General features: G+C 46.6%; 25 protein-coding genes and 1 pseudogene. All 26 read left to right on the top strand.

Going from position 1 to position 15,793, the window contains the following annotated elements; genetic code table 11:
- Positions 1 to 19 precede the first annotated feature (19 nt).
- The 26 genes and pseudogenes from AYY17_RS04835 to AYY17_RS04945 all read left to right on the top strand — a co-directional run bounded on the left by AYY17_RS04835 (position 20) and on the right by AYY17_RS04945 (position 15,769).
- Complete coding sequence (locus AYY17_RS04835) at positions 20 to 322, top strand: hypothetical protein (protein ID WP_067421788.1); 303 nt, start codon at positions 20 to 22, stop codon at positions 320 to 322.
- Positions 319 to 768, top strand: a complete 450-nt coding sequence (locus AYY17_RS04840; RefSeq protein ID WP_067421790.1) for an ASCH domain-containing protein — start codon at positions 319 to 321, stop codon at positions 766 to 768. The genes AYY17_RS04835 and AYY17_RS04840 overlap by 4 nt, the downstream gene beginning before the upstream one ends.
- 254 nt (positions 769 to 1,022) lie before the next feature.
- Complete coding sequence (locus AYY17_RS04850) at positions 1,023 to 1,247, top strand: hypothetical protein (RefSeq protein WP_067421794.1); 225 nt, start codon at positions 1,023 to 1,025, stop codon at positions 1,245 to 1,247.
- Positions 1,244 to 1,453 (top strand): hypothetical protein, encoded by a 210-nt coding sequence (locus tag AYY17_RS04855; RefSeq protein WP_067421796.1) that lies wholly within the window; start codon positions 1,244 to 1,246, stop codon positions 1,451 to 1,453. Before AYY17_RS04850 ends, AYY17_RS04855 begins: the two co-directional genes overlap by 4 nt.
- Positions 1,440 to 1,613 (top strand): hypothetical protein, encoded by a 174-nt coding sequence (locus AYY17_RS21485; RefSeq protein ID WP_156656643.1) that lies wholly within the window; start codon positions 1,440 to 1,442, stop codon positions 1,611 to 1,613. Before AYY17_RS04855 ends, AYY17_RS21485 begins: the two co-directional genes overlap by 14 nt.
- Before the next feature lie 13 nt (positions 1,614 to 1,626).
- Positions 1,627 to 1,977, top strand: a complete 351-nt coding sequence (locus tag AYY17_RS04860) for a hypothetical protein (RefSeq protein WP_067421798.1) — start codon at positions 1,627 to 1,629, stop codon at positions 1,975 to 1,977.
- Positions 1,964 to 2,524, top strand: a complete 561-nt coding sequence (locus tag AYY17_RS04865; RefSeq protein WP_067421800.1) for a hypothetical protein — start codon at positions 1,964 to 1,966, stop codon at positions 2,522 to 2,524. Before AYY17_RS04860 ends, AYY17_RS04865 begins: the two co-directional genes overlap by 14 nt.
- Complete coding sequence (locus AYY17_RS21490; RefSeq protein WP_156656644.1) at positions 2,521 to 2,727, top strand: hypothetical protein; 207 nt, start codon at positions 2,521 to 2,523, stop codon at positions 2,725 to 2,727. The genes AYY17_RS04865 and AYY17_RS21490 overlap by 4 nt, the downstream gene beginning before the upstream one ends.
- Positions 2,700 to 3,116 carry a type II toxin-antitoxin system TacA family antitoxin gene (locus AYY17_RS04870; RefSeq protein WP_156656645.1) on the top strand — a complete coding sequence of 139 codons (417 nt, stop codon included), beginning with the start codon at positions 2,700 to 2,702 and terminating at the stop codon, positions 3,114 to 3,116. The genes AYY17_RS21490 and AYY17_RS04870 overlap by 28 nt, the downstream gene beginning before the upstream one ends.
- Before the next feature lie 184 nt (positions 3,117 to 3,300).
- Positions 3,301 to 3,834 carry a type IV toxin-antitoxin system AbiEi family antitoxin gene (gene abiEi / locus AYY17_RS04875; RefSeq protein WP_067421909.1) on the top strand — a complete coding sequence of 178 codons (534 nt, stop codon included), beginning with the start codon at positions 3,301 to 3,303 and terminating at the stop codon, positions 3,832 to 3,834.
- Positions 3,827 to 4,756 (top strand): nucleotidyl transferase AbiEii/AbiGii toxin family protein, encoded by a 930-nt coding sequence (locus tag AYY17_RS04880; protein WP_067421804.1) that lies wholly within the window; start codon positions 3,827 to 3,829, stop codon positions 4,754 to 4,756. The genes abiEi and AYY17_RS04880 overlap by 8 nt, the downstream gene beginning before the upstream one ends.
- Before the next feature lie 94 nt (positions 4,757 to 4,850).
- Positions 4,851 to 5,132, top strand: coding sequence for a hypothetical protein (locus AYY17_RS04885; protein ID WP_067421806.1), 282 nt, complete (start codon positions 4,851 to 4,853; stop codon positions 5,130 to 5,132).
- 40 nt (positions 5,133 to 5,172) lie between these two features.
- Entirely contained in the window at positions 5,173 to 5,562 is a 390-nt protein-coding gene (locus AYY17_RS04890) for a hypothetical protein (RefSeq protein WP_067421808.1), read from the top strand.
- 161 nt (positions 5,563 to 5,723) lie between these two features.
- Entirely contained in the window at positions 5,724 to 6,287 is a 564-nt protein-coding gene (locus AYY17_RS04895) for a hypothetical protein (RefSeq protein WP_067421810.1), read from the top strand.
- Positions 6,284 to 7,099 (top strand): LexA family protein, encoded by an 816-nt coding sequence (locus AYY17_RS04900; protein ID WP_067421812.1) that lies wholly within the window; start codon positions 6,284 to 6,286, stop codon positions 7,097 to 7,099. Before AYY17_RS04895 ends, AYY17_RS04900 begins: the two co-directional genes overlap by 4 nt.
- Before the next feature lie 60 nt (positions 7,100 to 7,159).
- Entirely contained in the window at positions 7,160 to 7,495 is a 336-nt protein-coding gene (locus AYY17_RS21495) for a hypothetical protein (protein ID WP_156656646.1), read from the top strand.
- Positions 7,485 to 7,889, top strand: coding sequence for a hypothetical protein (locus tag AYY17_RS04910; RefSeq protein WP_067421816.1), 405 nt, complete (start codon positions 7,485 to 7,487; stop codon positions 7,887 to 7,889). The genes AYY17_RS21495 and AYY17_RS04910 overlap by 11 nt, the downstream gene beginning before the upstream one ends.
- Before the next feature lie 34 nt (positions 7,890 to 7,923).
- Positions 7,924 to 8,169, top strand: coding sequence for a TnsA endonuclease C-terminal domain-containing protein (locus AYY17_RS21060; protein WP_202906379.1), 246 nt, complete (start codon positions 7,924 to 7,926; stop codon positions 8,167 to 8,169).
- Between the two features lie 86 nt (positions 8,170 to 8,255).
- Positions 8,256 to 9,647, top strand: a complete 1,392-nt coding sequence (locus tag AYY17_RS04915) for a hypothetical protein (protein WP_156656647.1) — start codon at positions 8,256 to 8,258, stop codon at positions 9,645 to 9,647.
- A complete protein-coding gene (locus tag AYY17_RS04920) occupies positions 9,644 to 11,638 on the top strand; it encodes a hypothetical protein (protein WP_067421820.1) in 1,995 nt (664 codons plus the stop codon). The genes AYY17_RS04915 and AYY17_RS04920 overlap by 4 nt, the downstream gene beginning before the upstream one ends.
- A 1-nt stretch (position 11,639) precedes the next feature.
- Entirely contained in the window at positions 11,640 to 12,044 is a 405-nt protein-coding gene (locus AYY17_RS04925) for a DUF6262 family protein (RefSeq protein WP_067421822.1), read from the top strand.
- A 38-nt stretch (positions 12,045 to 12,082) separates the two neighbouring features.
- A pseudogene (locus tag AYY17_RS21065) lies at positions 12,083 to 12,331 on the top strand (hypothetical protein).
- A gap of 176 nt (positions 12,332 to 12,507) precedes the next feature.
- Entirely contained in the window at positions 12,508 to 13,101 is a 594-nt protein-coding gene (locus AYY17_RS04930) for a hypothetical protein (RefSeq protein ID WP_162271098.1), read from the top strand.
- Between the two features lie 210 nt (positions 13,102 to 13,311).
- Positions 13,312 to 13,863, top strand: a complete 552-nt coding sequence (locus AYY17_RS04935; RefSeq protein WP_067421827.1) for a hypothetical protein — start codon at positions 13,312 to 13,314, stop codon at positions 13,861 to 13,863.
- A gap of 87 nt (positions 13,864 to 13,950) precedes the next feature.
- On the top strand, positions 13,951 to 15,600 hold the full coding sequence (locus AYY17_RS04940) for an AAA family ATPase (RefSeq protein ID WP_067421829.1): 1,650 nt from the start codon (positions 13,951 to 13,953) through the stop codon (positions 15,598 to 15,600).
- The gene (locus tag AYY17_RS04945; RefSeq protein WP_067421831.1) at positions 15,590 to 15,769 is read left to right on the top strand and encodes a hypothetical protein; all 180 of its coding nucleotides are present in this window, start codon (positions 15,590 to 15,592) and stop codon (positions 15,767 to 15,769) included. Before AYY17_RS04940 ends, AYY17_RS04945 begins: the two co-directional genes overlap by 11 nt.
- The last annotated feature ends 24 nt before the right edge of the window (positions 15,770 to 15,793 follow it).

Raw genomic sequence — 15,793 nt, forward strand, 5'->3', positions numbered from 1 at the left:
AGTGCGATAAGGATCAGCCATGAAAAACGAACTTTTGGAAGTTGTCATCGCAATGCGCGACTACATCGATGCGTTGCCGTCTGATGTTGTGTCGTGTCTGCCTGCGATGCCGGGGTTTGACCGCGACTGGGCTCATGAAGTGATTGATGCTGCGCAGCGCGCTGAAAAGAGTCAAACCACTCCAGTTCCCGGCGCTAAAGCATTTCGTGAACAGATCGTGAAATATGTCGGCGGTCTGGGTAGCTCGGTGATTGCGCCGTCCGTGGTGGAAACCATTTTGAAAGCGGCACGGCTTTCCGAAGCTAGGGATGCAAGCGCATGAAAGCCTTATCCATCCGTCAGCCGTGGGCATGGCTGATCACCAATGGTCACAAGGACATCGAAAACCGCAGCTGGAACACTCACCAGCGCGGGCCTGTCCTCATTCATGCGAGCGCTAAGCTGGCTAGCAATGACGACATGGAAGCAGCAAGGGCTATTCTGCGCGCCAAATACGGTAACGCCACCATGCTTCCTGAGCGCAAACATTTGGCCTACGGGGCTATTGTCGGTACTGCCACCATCACAGGCTGCGTTGATGAGAGTTCTTCTCCGTGGTTCTTCGGGCCTAAAGGCTTCGCGCTGGTGGATACTAAACCGCTGAAGCCGGTTCCTATGCGGGGCCGTCTGAGCTTCTTTGAGACGGGTCTTCGTGTTCATCGGGTGTTTAATCTATTGGTGCCTGAAGGTTATACAGATGACACCGAAACAAAGGCGGTGAGCCAATGAGTCGTTTTTTGACCGTCACACTCCTGGAAGACGCCAACGAAGAGTATGTTCATCTCCCTGCGGGTGAACTAGACGCTGGTGGATACACAACCTTGTGTGGCCTTGATGGCGGTCTGAGTGACACGGCGATGGAAACCAAACCAGCACCCCGTGGCACAATAGTTAACTGTCCGAATTGCTGGGCGATATTCAAGACTTGCCGTTCGTTTCGGGCAACCGACTTCGATCCGGCTGTAAAACAGGAGTAATACCCGATGCGGGAAAAAGACATCGTTTATGAGAACGGTAAATTCTGGGTGTTGCGCGATAAAGACGCTTACTTCGTGATGAAGTCCGGCGTCACCCACTCGGAGGGGGATAGTGCTTATGCCCTGACTGAAGATGGCCTGAGCATTGCGATCAGGCGCTGCGACTATCTGGCTGGCCGGGCTGAAACGACTGAGCGGGTGGCTTCGCCAAGACTCTGCATTTCTACATGACAGAAGCTTCTGCCTGGCTGTTGGAAGATCGGCGGGAATACATCCAGCGCGTGATCGTTAAAAAGCTGGTGGACGGTCTGGCCGACATGCAGAAATGGTCTCCTGAATGTGCAACTGAGCCGGGCTCCACCGAACTGAAACAGATGTACACCGATGGTCTGGCCTTCTTCACTGAAAAAGGGTTTAACGCTCATGGGCAGAATTGACAAATACCTGCTCGACCAGTTGCGCCAGCGCAAAGATGAAAAGGGCGAGCTCGCCCGCTGGGTTATCCAGCTTCAAACAGACCTGGACAGTTCCCGCCGTGAAAATGCGACATTAAGAGCAGAGCTGTATCGTGCAACTGCGCCAGAGTTAAAAAACTAATCAGGAAACAACAATGGCAAAGATGAACAAGATCCGCTATCGCACCAAAAAATGGCGTGACCTGAAACCCGGTGACGTTGTGGTGCTTTATAGCTTCAGGAACCCTGTGCATTATGTGATTTTGGGTAGCTCGCTTGAACATACATACGGCTCCGATAGCATCGTATATAACGTGCGCAAGGCTGAAGATGTCGTGATTGAGCGTGAAGTAGGTGCCAACCCTGTCGATGAAGTCTTTGTGCTGGATCCGGCACATCGTGATGGCGTTGTGTCACGTTTAACAAAAGAAGAGCGCTGGGCTGAAATCCACGCAGAATACGAACAAAAAAACCAGCCGGGGAATGCCGACGATGAAAGTCACTGAAACTAAGGTGCTGAGTCTCGAAATTAGCGAATTGAGAAACTTTGACCCTATTCGGATAGTTACTGAAAACTACGAGTTGGGGCGTGGCCGTATCACCATCACCTGTGAAGGCAAAGCGTGGACATCTGCCTGGTTCGCCATGAGCGACCGTTCCATTGAGCAATTTTTCTGTGACTGCGGCAACGACTACCTGATCCATAACATGGCCGGTAACGTGAGCAGTGAAATCGACAATGACAACGAGGCGAACATGCGCTTCATGTTCAGCGAAGTGCTGCGCCTACGCCGGGAAGGGGAGTTGAGTAAGGATGAAGCCCGCGAGTGCTGGGACGAAATCGACGGTTCTGACGATATCAAAAGCAAAGTCTGCGGCTCAAACTCCTGTATCAGCCAGGTGCCATACTTCAGCACCGATCCGTGGTACCTGCCCTGGCCGACGGTGCCTAACCCGGCCTTTATCCGCCTGAACAACATGTTTGATATCGTTCGGGCTGCGCTACAACAACACCTGGCTTTGGCCGGACAAACAGAGGAAGCAGTAGCATGACCGAACGTGAGCAGTTTGCCAAAGATAACGCCATGTCAATGGACTTTGTGAATTGGTTCTTCGACAACAAAAAAGACGGCTGTGGCAACGTCTGGTTCATGATGCTGCGGCCATGTGGGAAGGGTGGAAGGGACTGGCTAGCCAGGGGGCTAAGTCACTGCAAGTTACTGACGGGATGGCACTCGACTTTCATCACGCCCTGACTGACGGCAGTATCGGCAACGACGAACTGGAAGAAATTAAAGTTGGCCTGCGGGCTGCGCTGTGCAACGTTGCCGCCTTAGCTGATATTGTGACGTTGCGGGATGCTTTTGAACGCTGTGAGCAGGATAGTGATAATGGTTCAGCACTAAAAAAATCAGGCCTTGGTTACGCTAATAACGCGGTTCAATCCCGCTGGGAGCAGTGCCTATCCTGCCGGGCTGCGATGTTGCAATTATCAGACTCGGCCACCGACACGCCGTCGGTACAGGAGAATAGCAAACAACTCAATCCCGAAGCGTGGGAGCAACTTACCGATCTGATTGACTCGCCAGCGGCTCCAACGGATGCACTCAAGCAACTAATGAGTAGACCACGCCACTCCGCATAAGGTTGATAATAGACCTTTCCACCAGCAAGCCCGGCTAATGAAGTGTGAAGTGACCCCATAATGTTCGGGCTTTTTGATATACAAAATAACCCCTTTATTGGGGTTTATTTGTATATCAAAGCAATGTATTATGCTCCAGCATACAAAACAACCCCTTGTACGGGGTGATTTAGTCGAGGGTGATATGGAGTTAATGACAGCAGTTAATGTTTTTAACAAATACAGTAAGAAAGGTAGAAATATCTTCCTCACCAAAGATTTAGAAATGCTTTTCCCTGATGAGTCTCCGAAAACATTGCAGAAATCAGTTGACCGGCTGATCACGCATGATGTGCTACGCCGAGCTTCAAAAGGAGTATATACCTATGCTCAAGGTTCATTGGGGCCTTACCCTTTAGAACGCCTGGCCGAAAATATTCGACGAGGCCACTACAACTACATCAGCTTGGAATCCGCTCTATCTCAGTACGGTGTAATTTCACAGATCCCAATCGACAGACTTACGATCATGTCCACAGGCCGGTCTGGAGAGTTTGTGACGCCTTGGGGAGTTATTGAGGTTACCCATACAGCCAAAAAGCCTCCTGAAATCCTTAATACTACGGTTGAAGGAAGGGGGCCATTAAGAATTGCAACAAAGGAGACTGCCATTAAGGACCTAATGAAGGTTGGCAGGAATACACACCTCATCCAACATGAGGAATTAAACTATGTCTGATTTTGTCAATTTTAATGAGCTGGTTGACATCATTGTCACCGAAAAGGACTACGTCGCGAACAGACCTGTCGTAGAAAAGGAATTGCTACATTATGACATTCTTTATGCGCTTTCCGCCGCAGGGCTTTTAAAGCGCATCACATTCCAGGGAGGGACATCGCTCAGGCTTTGCTATGGATCTAACAGGTTTAGTGAAGACCTCGACTTTGCTGGTGGTTGTGACTTCTGTTCAGCGCAAGTGCTTGAGATTAAAGCGTGTATTGAGAAGTATGTTGGTGAGCGTTATGGCCTGGAAGTTGTGGTTAAAGAGCCAAAAGAGTTAAGAAAAGAACCTGATTATTCAGATGTAAAAGTCGATAAATGGCAAATATCTGTTACTACCAATCCAGGAAAAAGCGACCTACCAAAGCAGCGGATCAAAGTGGAAATAGCCAACATCCCTGCATACACCAACACCCTTCGAACGCTCGCTAAAAACTATGAGCAACTTCCTAGCGGCTATTCTGACCTGATTATTCGAGTAGAAGAGCTCACTGAGGTCATGGCTGATAAATTGGTTTCATTCCCAGCAACAACCTCACATATTCGGTACAGAGATATGTGGGATTTGGTGTGGCTACACCAGCAAGGGGCTAAACCAGACGCTGAATTGGTAATGAAAAAGATTGCCGATTATAAAATCAATGATCTGTTTGAGAAATGGCTGCAAGCAAGAATTGAATCCTTGCCTTCATTGGTAGCAAGTGAAGAGTTTAAGGGGGAGATGAAGCGATTCTTACCTGTGTCTGTAGTAGATAGAACCCTCCTTCAACCAGATTTTCTTGAATTTTTACAAATTACTCTTCATGAACTGCTAGTCACCATCCAAACAGATATTTATGGAAGCAAAGATCCGAAGCCAGTAAAGAAATTTGAAATGTAGCACTCCAGCTAAGCCCGAACTTTCGGGCTTTTTTTCGTCACCCGCCTCACTGTTCGCATAATGAAAGCACCTTTTTCACGATCGAGACATCGCAATGACAACTTTTAACTGGAAACCGAGCGAAAGCCGGTGGAACCAAGGCGAGCAACTCTATTTGGGCCAATTTAAGATCGGATCAGCTTACTACGATGCGACGCATACGCGTGGGCAGGAGGCTTATGCTACCCGTTGCAGCCTGCCAGGCCTCAAAGGCGATTTGGGTCATTTCCCTGATATGGCCGCAGCCAAGGATGCCGTCGAAAAAGCGTTGGCCTTCTGGCTGAGAAGGGCAGGGCTGCAATTCACCAAATCCGCCAGCGAAAAGACTAAGTCATAAACCAATAGCAGAGTATCGCCGTCAAAATCGAGAGGCAGTAATGACTTTTAAACAAAGCCGCGAATTGCCTTGGAGAACGGGCATTGCCTTTATCTTACTGATGTTCTGTTCTGGAGTTGCATTGCTCTTCGGGGCGGGATGGCTGATCACGACCGTTATGAATGGGCTTGATATTTTCCCTTATGCGCTCCGTGGGTTTTCATGCCAATGGCAACCTGAACCCGGTTGCCTGACCATCATTGACGCCCCAACGACGTTTTGGGGATATCTCGTTGTTGGTGGAGCCGGATGCATCGCCTTGCTGTTCACCTGCGTATTCGTTGGCATGAGTCTTTTGTCGATGCATACACTGTCACAGGTCATCAACAAGCAACTGGACGGTTTGGATAAATTCGGAAGCAAATTAATCTCGCGTCTGTTCAAAAAGTAATTTCAGTGATAGCGGGTCCACATCAGCAAGATCAGCAAGATCAGCAAGCGTGAACTGAGCTCGGCAATGTCCGGGCGTTTCTTTGTCAGCGGTAAAAAGCCGGGATAATGCCCCTACATTCACCAGCCAAGCAACTTTAAAACGCAGAGTCAGGAGCGCATATGAACCAAGAACTCATCGAAAAGCTGAAACGCCTGGCGGAAGCCTGCCCGGTTAAGTCTTTTCACGCGTCATGGAGCAACAAACCATTTCCGGAATCCAGCTATCAAATGCTGTTCAGCGGCGATGAAGGTGATGACCGTTGCCTGATTGACGATCCCGGTTTTGAACATACGGAGCTGAGCCGTCATCAACGGAGCGCGTTGGTTCAGTATCTGGGTGCTGTGGGGCCAAGCGTTATCCTTCAGCTTCTCCAGCTGGTGGAAGAGTCCGCCATTGCTCGTAATGATGACCTCTCTGAGATGGAGCAGCTGGCGCGAGAAGCCACAAAAGGGCCGTGGCGCTATGACCCACGCGTGACCACAATTGAATTCGGTGACCCAGAGCGGGTTGCCGAATACGACGCAGAAGATGCGGGTATTATCACTTGCATGGTGAGCGGGGAAATCAAAGGTGATGTCGAAGGCGTTCAACGCACAAAAAATGGCAACTATATCGCTGCCGTACACCCGCAGGCTGTTATTGGGCTCATCCAGCGCGTACGCAAAGTTGAGGGTGATAAATGACCACTATCAAACATGTCGAACAGCCAATAAGTAAAGATGAAGCAAACGTTCTGTGCGAGGTCTATAACTTCCTGGTTGATCACCAACGCTATCCATTCGTTTCAGAATTAAGCGGCCAAAAATCTGACGCGCAGCCATCTGAAGAAATTCTAACGCTGGAACGCCGGGGGATTTTGTCATTGACGTATTGCCGGGGCAAAATCGCACAAAACGACCAACGCCTTGTGCGCTTCTTCAAAAATAACGGTTGCGACCACCTGCGGTTTACGGAAATCAAGTTCAGCAGTCGAAATTACCACAAGCCGCTGACCAAGAAGCAGGCGGAGTTACTCCAGTACATTTACAACTACATCACGAAATACGGACACAGTCCGTCACATCGTGAAATGTTTAAGTCTTTTGGGGATGCGAGCCTCGGGATACTTTTGGACAAGGGGATAGTTCACCAACCAAGAACCAGTCTCTACGAGTCCGACATTTCTCGACGCTCTATACGGGTATTGCAGGGGTTCGGCATGGATCAGTTGTTAGGTCAGCCGGACATTCTTCCGCGCACCCTGGCGCTGTACGAAGCGATTTGTGTAGAACTTAAGAAAACCTCTGAGGGCTTCGTTACCAAGGAGCACATGCTTAAAGTCGTATTCCAAAAAGACATTTGGCGTCCATTGAGTGAGTTGCAAAGTCTTGACTACATCCGGATGAACAAGAAGTCAGGCCGGAGCGGATATAGCCAAATCTATTTGGGAGCGAATAAACCTGAATTAGTCAGCGACCATGAACATGCCCCGCTTATGACGCGTTATGTGAACTGAAGTTTTGTACCATTTTTGAGGCAAAAATCATGCAAAAAGAGAACGCGGTCGCTCAATTGAATGAAGCCATTGAGCTGGCACTATGCGGCGATGATGGCTCAGGCTCCGCGCATCAACGTGGAGTGCGAGCATATTGGCTATGTCACGAAAGACCGTCGGCACATGATCTTCAAGGACAGCCCAAACATGCTGCCCGATGATATCACCGGTCTGGATAAGCTGGTGGTATTGAAAGCAGCGGTGCCCGCGCCCCAGTACAAGGCCATGCCGCGCGAAATGACCGATGCGATCGGTGAAGCGATCGCGAATGAAGCGCGTTGCTGCGGTGGGATAGCATTGTCCATCTATGAAGCGGCTCTGGATGCGGAGCCGGAAGGAAAGCTCGATGAAAAATGAAGTGATAGGTGAAGAACAGCTGATCGACATCTGCAAATACGAACCTGAAAATTCGTTGCTGCGTATCATCGCCGAAGAGCTCCTGGCTCGCCGTAAAGATGACAACGAGACGTCCCCTGAAAGTATCGTGTTGCTGTGGGACCGTATCGGTGAGATGGATAAAACGCAGGTTCTGGATATGCTGAGCACGGTCTGCCGCAAATACACCAAGCTGCATGCCCGGTATTGTGATGCTATTCAGCGCGCTGGCGAATTGTCCGTTAAGCTGGTGGCTATACAGGGGAAATGCGGTGGCGTACTGAAGCAGGTGCGGTCTGGTTCAATGAAGGCAAGCTGCGAACCTTGCGGTGTACGATTCACGTTATTAACGATACAGCGGAAAAGGCGAGGGTAAAGGATACTTTGACGAAGTAATAACGGATGATCTTTTGCTAACTTTCGAGCATATCAGTGCTTATTTTGTTCAACATCCAGAAAGAAAACTAGTTGATCTATGTAAGTCGTTTGACCGGGCATACCAGCAAGAACTTGGTCAGTCACTTTATGATATACGTTTAATGTGTGCCGCAAGACTTGTTACGTTCGATATTCGCTTACCATTCCATAGCTTAAGCGGTCAACGCTTGCAAGAAGTACCACTCGCAGTGATGCACAAAAGGCTCAAAAATGTTTAAAACTGCTGTGTGAAGCAGCTCCATCAATCGCTGAGCAAGTTTGTGAACATGGCTTGCTATGGTTTACTAAGCTTAAACGAGTGATATTGAAATATATTGCTCCAACGTTCAAAGACGAGCTTTCAAAATATGGCGTTAGCTGCTTAGGCATGAAAAAGAACCGTATTCAAAAAGCGGTCTTTCAGCAGTTGCAAAGTGACGTGAAAGCTAAAGTGATTAGTGTGAGGAGCGGTACATCTTACACGGAGGCTATACGTTGGCTGATGTCAATCACAGGTCAGCAGGTAGTGGAAGCTTTTAAAATATCATTTAAGCGGCATCAGCGTCACGCTAGAAGAGCAAAGATGGAAGACTTGTACAGTGATGACGAGCTACGAGAATTGATTTTTTATATTGAAAAGGGAATCAAAGAAACGGATAACGTAAAGCAATTACTAGCACTGTACTTTGCTCGAATCCAAGTAAAAAGTTGCTGGAATACGTCACCCATGACGGATATTGAATTGAGTGACATTGCCGATGTCGCACTACCTACTGCCAAGAAAAGCATTACTCTATTAATTCAAAAACCAAGAAAAGGCTATGACATTGACACCTATTCTTTAGATGGTCGCACAGTAAACAGTGTAATGCGAGATATCGTGTACGTGAAAGATACGCTGACTCACGGATACCGTCACTTGGGTGATCAGCATACTCAAAATTATTTATTTATCTTCAAAGAAAAAACCAATGTAAGTCGTGTATTAGCTGGCAATATCATTGCTCATATCAAATCTATTTTGAATCGATTTGGTTGCACGGTTAATTATGACTCAATGCGCATTCGCAAGAATGGTGCAAATCACCTTTATCGTGACGTGGCAAAGCAAATGCGTGCTTATGAATCAGCAAAACTTCATACCTTCGACACGTTCATCAAGCACTACCAACGAGTGAGTGAACAAAAAACACAACAAACATTACACACGGCAGTAGATGTGATGCAGCGCTATTTTATGGGGCGAGAAATTGACCCGGAAATTAAGGTGTTAATGGTTGATGATGGTAGCACTCAGAAAACGCCCACAGGTGAGTGTGCATCGCATGGATACGATGCAGAAGCATCACAACACGGTAAAGAACATCGGCATCTATCAGGTGGTAAAGAAAATGGGTGGTGCAGTGATTTTTTGGCGTGTGTGTGGTGCAAGCACTTTAGAACAGTCGCTGATCCTGAGCATGTTTGGCAGTTGCTAAGCTATCGTGATTATGTGTTGGCAGATATGTCAGCCAGTATTTCTGATATTGAAAATAATGAATTTCAGCAGGAAGCGATTACGGCACTGCATCAGCGTGTTGATGACATATTAGAGCAAGTAGCAATTAAAAATCCGATGGCAGTGACGAAGGGTAAAGAGCTGATGGCGGAAAAAGGAATGCATCCGTTTTGGGCATTTGCAGTAACGTCAGTTAAGACAGTGGGAGATATTTTATGACGGGAATTTCAACTGCTGTAGAAGCCTGTTTAAAGATTGATGGGCTTATCAGCCTCAATCCTTATAGTTTAGAGGTTGATGCCGAACTCACACCGCTAGTGCTTTGGCAGTATATCCGCTCTAATAAAAAACAGATCACATTGTTTGGTGATGATTCTTGGTACTCGCAAGGCAACAATTTATCCGTAACCTTTAACGGTGTTGGGTCGAAGTATAAATATCAACTTAAAGCCCTAACACTTGGTATGTATACGCAAGGCTCAGGTCAAGGCATGGAGCCGCTTGCATGGTCTACGATTCGTAGAAATATTGCTAATCTCAAACGCCTTGCGAAATGGCTTGAACGTTACGGTATCGAGAGCTTTGATGACTTAGACCAACAGCCAGAATTGCGTTTGCGCAATATTATATTGGACTTGGTGCAAGCGTCTGACTTGCAGAAACATTCATCTTTTGCTCAATCACTGTTAACTGCTATTTATTGGTTAAAACTATATTCAGTGGTCAAAAACGAACAGTTTTACGATTTAATGAATGAATATTTTTTGCCATTTACCTTATTAAAAAAAGAACGCAGAAACAAACATTCAGTCATTCCGGTTCAAATAATGAAGCAAGTTCTCAAGGCAAGCGAAGAGCACGTTAATGCCATTGAGAAGATCATCGATAATTGGCACAGCCTGCAAACAAAACTAAATGATGGCGTTGAATACGCACCGAAAAAGCACCTTAAAAACTCGACATACGTTGACGGATTAAATGAGTCAGAGTCTGCTGAATTAGACGAATATTATGAGCTTATTAAAAGTCTTCGCAGATATACTTTTGTACTTGTGATTAGTTATACAGGTATGCGCTATAGCGAAGCAATGGCACTCAGTGATGATTCAGCTATTGAGCGAAACGGTAAATACTTTATTAAGACGTTATTGTCTAAAACAACAGATGAAACTCAAAGCTTAGAATGGGTAACGAATGAAGTCACCTATCGAGCGGTAAAACTACTCACAAGAGTTTGCTCTGTTTATCGTGAACGTGCAGCCTTACTATTAAAATATCACAGCGATTTATTGCCACTAAAGCGTAAGTTGAATTTAGAGTTTGGTTTAAGTAATCGAACTTTGTTTGGTGTGTCACCCCATAAAAAATCCTGCGAGTTTTCATTAAATACTAAGTCTACTAAAAATGGCTTTAACAACATAAACAAAATGTTTTCGATTAGAGTCACTGAGCATGATATTGCCGAACTTGAGCGCATGGGATGCAATTATCAATCCGTCAGCTCAAACCATAAAAAGTTCAAGAAGCCATATAAAGTAGGCGATTTTTTCAATTTTACCGCCCATCAATTTAGACACACCTTTGCGTGGTTTATTGTTGCAAATCGTTTGGGTGATTTAGACGATATTAAATATCAGTACAAACATTTAGAGAACATGATGTCGTTGGTTTACAGCCAACGGGGATATGAGTCTATGGAGGAGTTAATTGGACTAACCGAAAGCTTCTCTGAGTTTATGATATCGCAAGCAATGGAAGATATGGTGACCGCAGCACAAGACGGCACGCTAGCAGGAAAAGGCGGACAAAACTTTATCGCCAAATTGACTGAGATTCTGGCAGATGACCTGACCACCGGAAGCACCCCTCACTTTAAAAATATGGAAGAGTTGATCACGTTTGCTGCTAAACATACCAACAACTTTAGAGGCGTGTCACATGGTTACTGTACCAAGGGATCGGAATGTAAAGTTCGTAATGCAGCAGATCCAAGTCACTGTGTATGGTGCGATAGCTACATTGCAACACCTCGACATTTACCCCACTGGCTGGTTGTTAAAAAGCGATGTGAATCGCAATTAGCTGCATTTGAAAAATTTCCGTCAGAGATAAAGCAGCGATTAAAAGTCTTTAGTACGGCATTAAATGACAACCTTGAAGCCGCAAATATCATCATTGACCAGTTAACGATAAAAGTGAAGGAAGCCTAATATGAGCGAATCAGTTGAGATCACAATGGCAGACAAAATTGATACGGCCTTGTCTGAAATGGCTGCCAACAACGAAAAAATTAACGTTAGCCAAGTAGCGAAACGATTAGGTATATCAAACTCTGCTATCTACAAGTTTAACCCTGAGAAAATCCCGGATATTCAGACTGCGCAAAAGCGTCAGAAAAATAAAGCAGAGGCTATTGCTGTTGGTACTGAAAATGAACAGCTTAAGAAAGAAGTTGAATCGTTAAAAAAATCGAACCTTGATTATAAAGAGCTTGCCGAGGATTTGAGAACGCAAAATCAGTCATTGTGGGAGCACATTCAGCAGGTTTACAACATGTACGATGAGGTATTGGCTGAGCGTAATGGCTTTGCTGAAAGGCTAAAACACGGACTCTAAATTTACATAATTAAATTAACAACCATGAGGTATTTACTATGAGTAAAAACACAAAGAAGACATCCCAAAGTGTGGCATCTAAGGCAGCTAAAACATTAACCGATCCTAATGCTTCTAAGACCGCCAAAAAATTAGCTGGCTCTGCTCTGTCGTAAAAAGGAACTAGCAAGCAAACAGGTGCTGACATGGAAGACTTCGCATCAAAGGTACTGCAAAGCGATAAGTACAGCAAAGATACAAAAGAACTTGCAGGTTCGGTGTTATCTCAATCCAATAAAAAGCGATAGATTTAGTAACAAAACTGTATTTTACTGCCTAAATTTACTGCTGTTTTTAGAGTAAATTCCTCAAAAACTGTTACCACTCTTCAAGTCAATAAATACGGGATGGTAACAATTTTTCATTTGTCGAAAACGACATTAACCAATATTGGGAAACCACGGCCAATAACAACTCAGGGAAATTGGCAGATCTGCGAGACCCCCTCTACGTGAAAAATCCAGACCGGACCTATTACACGCCGCTTCAGGGTGCGACAATTGAGGACGTATACCAAGCAGAGATTTTTGAGTCCGCCGTCAATAAGCCCGACATTGAGCGACTGTATCAACAGAACTTTGAAAACATGCGCATAGCTGACGTTTACTTCGACCACAAGTCTCGGCATTTTGCGCTGCCGGGTAGCGATGTCAAAATGACGGAGCACGATGCACGGTACTTGCGTTCGCTGCTTCAAACCGATGTCTCAAGCGTAAATAAGCGCATTGCGTTGGCACGATATTACCTGCACACCGGAGACCCAAAGCAGGCGCTTTCCATCGTGGACAACATCAATCCATACGCTTGCTTAAGCGACTGTTATGCTATCGCAGTCGATGCGGGAAAAACCTCCTATGTCGCGTTAGGGCCGCTGTATCGGTGGTTCGACAAGCATAACCAGGCGCGCGGGTACGCTCCCAGTGCTGGGGATTTACAAAGCACCGTATTTCTCTCAATCATATTTTTCGTCCTTCTTGTCGGTGGCACATTCATCTTGCAATACGCAATTAGAAAATAACGAAGACATACTCCGAAAGCCCGCCCCGTGCGGGTTTTTCCTTATGTGGGCATCAACATTTCGCATGCGAAATCCTTTCTCCTATTCAAGAAAAAAAGAGTCAAAAAAAGATGTTTTTTTTTACGTTTGCCTATTTGTCAGCGGTTGGGGTGGGGTGATACTGGATTCACAGGCAGTAAACAAAACGAATAACTCAACCGGAGATCCACCATGTCCCAGCAAATCAGCCAGTCCCGCATCACTCTGACTTCTTTGAAAGTTGCCGCGTTCGCAAGTGAAGAAACTTGGTGCTTTGAAGCTAAAGTTTGTCTTGATGGGAAAGTTATCGCTAATGCCCATAACAGCGGCACGGGGGGTTGTACCTTCATCCTCGCAATGGATGGTCAAGATAAGTTGTTAGAAGAGGCTGAAGCCTTCGCTAAATCTTTGCCTGATCTGGTGTCTGACTTTAACGACCCGCAAACAGGTACCAACATGCTGTTGAGCGTCGATCTGGAAATGCTGGTGGATTGCATCGTTTCTGACATGCAGGCCGAGAAAAAGCTGCGCACTCGCTTCAAACGTGAGTTCCCTAAAAAGTTGCTGTATGTACAGGGTGACGCCTTATATTCCGTGAAAGGTTTTGATTTAAGCAAAACCAAAGATAAGGCCGCGCTGTTCAAGTCTTGCCGCGATCACAACGGCAAAGACATCATCATTCTGGCTGAATTGACTGAAGCTAAAGCATGGGAGTTGTATAAGAAAACCATGAGCGGCGAATAACGCCTTCACAGCCCGCTTCGGCGGGCTTTCTTCGTTAAGCGAGCTTGCTCCCTGATAATCCCTTAACAACCACCCTCTGGAGTTTTCATGGCTATTACCATTACATATGGCGTTTTGCGTAATGCAACGCACGAAGAGTTAACCAGCAAGGCCTATTCTAACGCAAGCAACAATCAGGAAATTGATATTGACGCTGATAAGCTGAGTGAAGAGGCGGTTAACGACCTGCGTAATACCTGCGACCAAATGGGACAAAAGAAAATTGTCCGCATCATTGACTCAATCGTTGCCGCAAAAAAAGGGGACTTCTCCAAGCCTGTTGCGAGTTTTCAAGCTTTTGATAGCGTCTTGATTGAATACCTGCGGCGTGATGCAAAAGACGGCTGGATCTACCGTCGTGGCAGTGATGGTAATCTGTATGCCGCGCTGGTGACATCCGTTAAACACAATACCAGTGGCAGCTACCGTAACCAGCCACCGTCTGTCGATATTAATATTACATGGTATGGCTTCGGCGATAATTCGAATCGTGATAAGCCCTACTCTGTCCATACTGGCAACATCAAGTTTTATGCCCAAGAAGTTGCTCGCCGTCATGTTTCAAAAATCCTGGCAGAGCAAAGTCTGTTCAAAGAAACACCTGAGCTGCGCGCAGAATACGATGAACAACTGAAACGCTATCACGAGATGGTGCAAGGCCAGTTCCCACACCAGTTCCGTGCTATTGGTGCGGCAAACAAGATGGATGGGTATGGTAGTTACGACCGTAATTTAAATATTGCAGGTCACAAGCTGATCCACGACCTGCCCACCAGCGAGTGCGGGCCTATAAGTGAGGTGGTTGAAACCGAACTCTTGGGTACTGATGAGGTTGATGGTTTTGGTGTGTTGCCCGAAGCTACCGCCGTCCGCTTCTTCGACCTGTCACTCCATCAATATGTCTGGGTGCATTCGAATAATGTCGAGCCATATCAGTACGACAAAAATCTGCGTAACAAGATGATTCTGCCTGAGTCGCACAGCGATCTGTTGGACGTCCTAACCTCGGACATCACTGCTTTTACCAGCGACATTATCGAAGGGAAAAGTGCGGGCAATATCATCATGTGTGTGGGTAAACCGGGGCTTGGCAAAACCCTGACCGCTGAAGTGTATTCTGAGCTGACTGAAAGGGCACTGTACTCCATTCATGCTGGCACTTTGGGGATTAACGCCGAAGAGATCGATAAGAACCTGAAAACCATACTAATGCGCGCGCGCCGTTGGGATTGTGTCCTTCTCCTGGACGAAGCCGACGTGTTCGTGATGGCTCGTGGCCTGGATATGGTGCATAACGCCGTTGTGGCCGAATTCCTGCGCACAATGGAGTATTTCGACGGCCTGATGTTCATGACATCGAACCGAGAGAATGATCTGGATGAAGCCATCATTCCTCGCTGTGCGGCTATTATCCGGTATGACGTGCCAACGTTTGACGACGCCAAGAAAATTTGGCAGGTGATGGCCGAAAACTTCGGTGTTAAGTTAAGCGAAGAGCTGTTAAATCAGCTGTTGGAGCGATTCCCGACGATGCCTCCGCGCGATATCAAGATGCTATTACGCTTAACACTGCGCATGTGCCGTGCCAAGCAGGGTAACGATGCGATACCAGACATTGAAATGTTCCGGCGCTGTGCGATGTTTCGTGGTGTACAAATCCAGTCGAAGACGACGGGGAATAACGATAATGCAGCGTGATGAACAAAGCCCTGAGCAGATCAGGGCCGCTGAAATTTGTGATCAATTCGATGCACAGGTGTTTACTGGTGACGCCTTCCTGGGTAAGGAAGAGGCTGCAATCCTGCTGGAACATGCCATGCGATGGCAAAAAGCAGCGTTGGACTCGTTAAAAAGTAATGCCCGATGAAAGATAAAAGCCCCTGATTTAGGG

The organism is Morganella psychrotolerans, from assembly GCF_001676055.1.
Lineage (GTDB): Bacteria > Pseudomonadota > Gammaproteobacteria > Enterobacterales > Enterobacteriaceae > Morganella > Morganella psychrotolerans_B.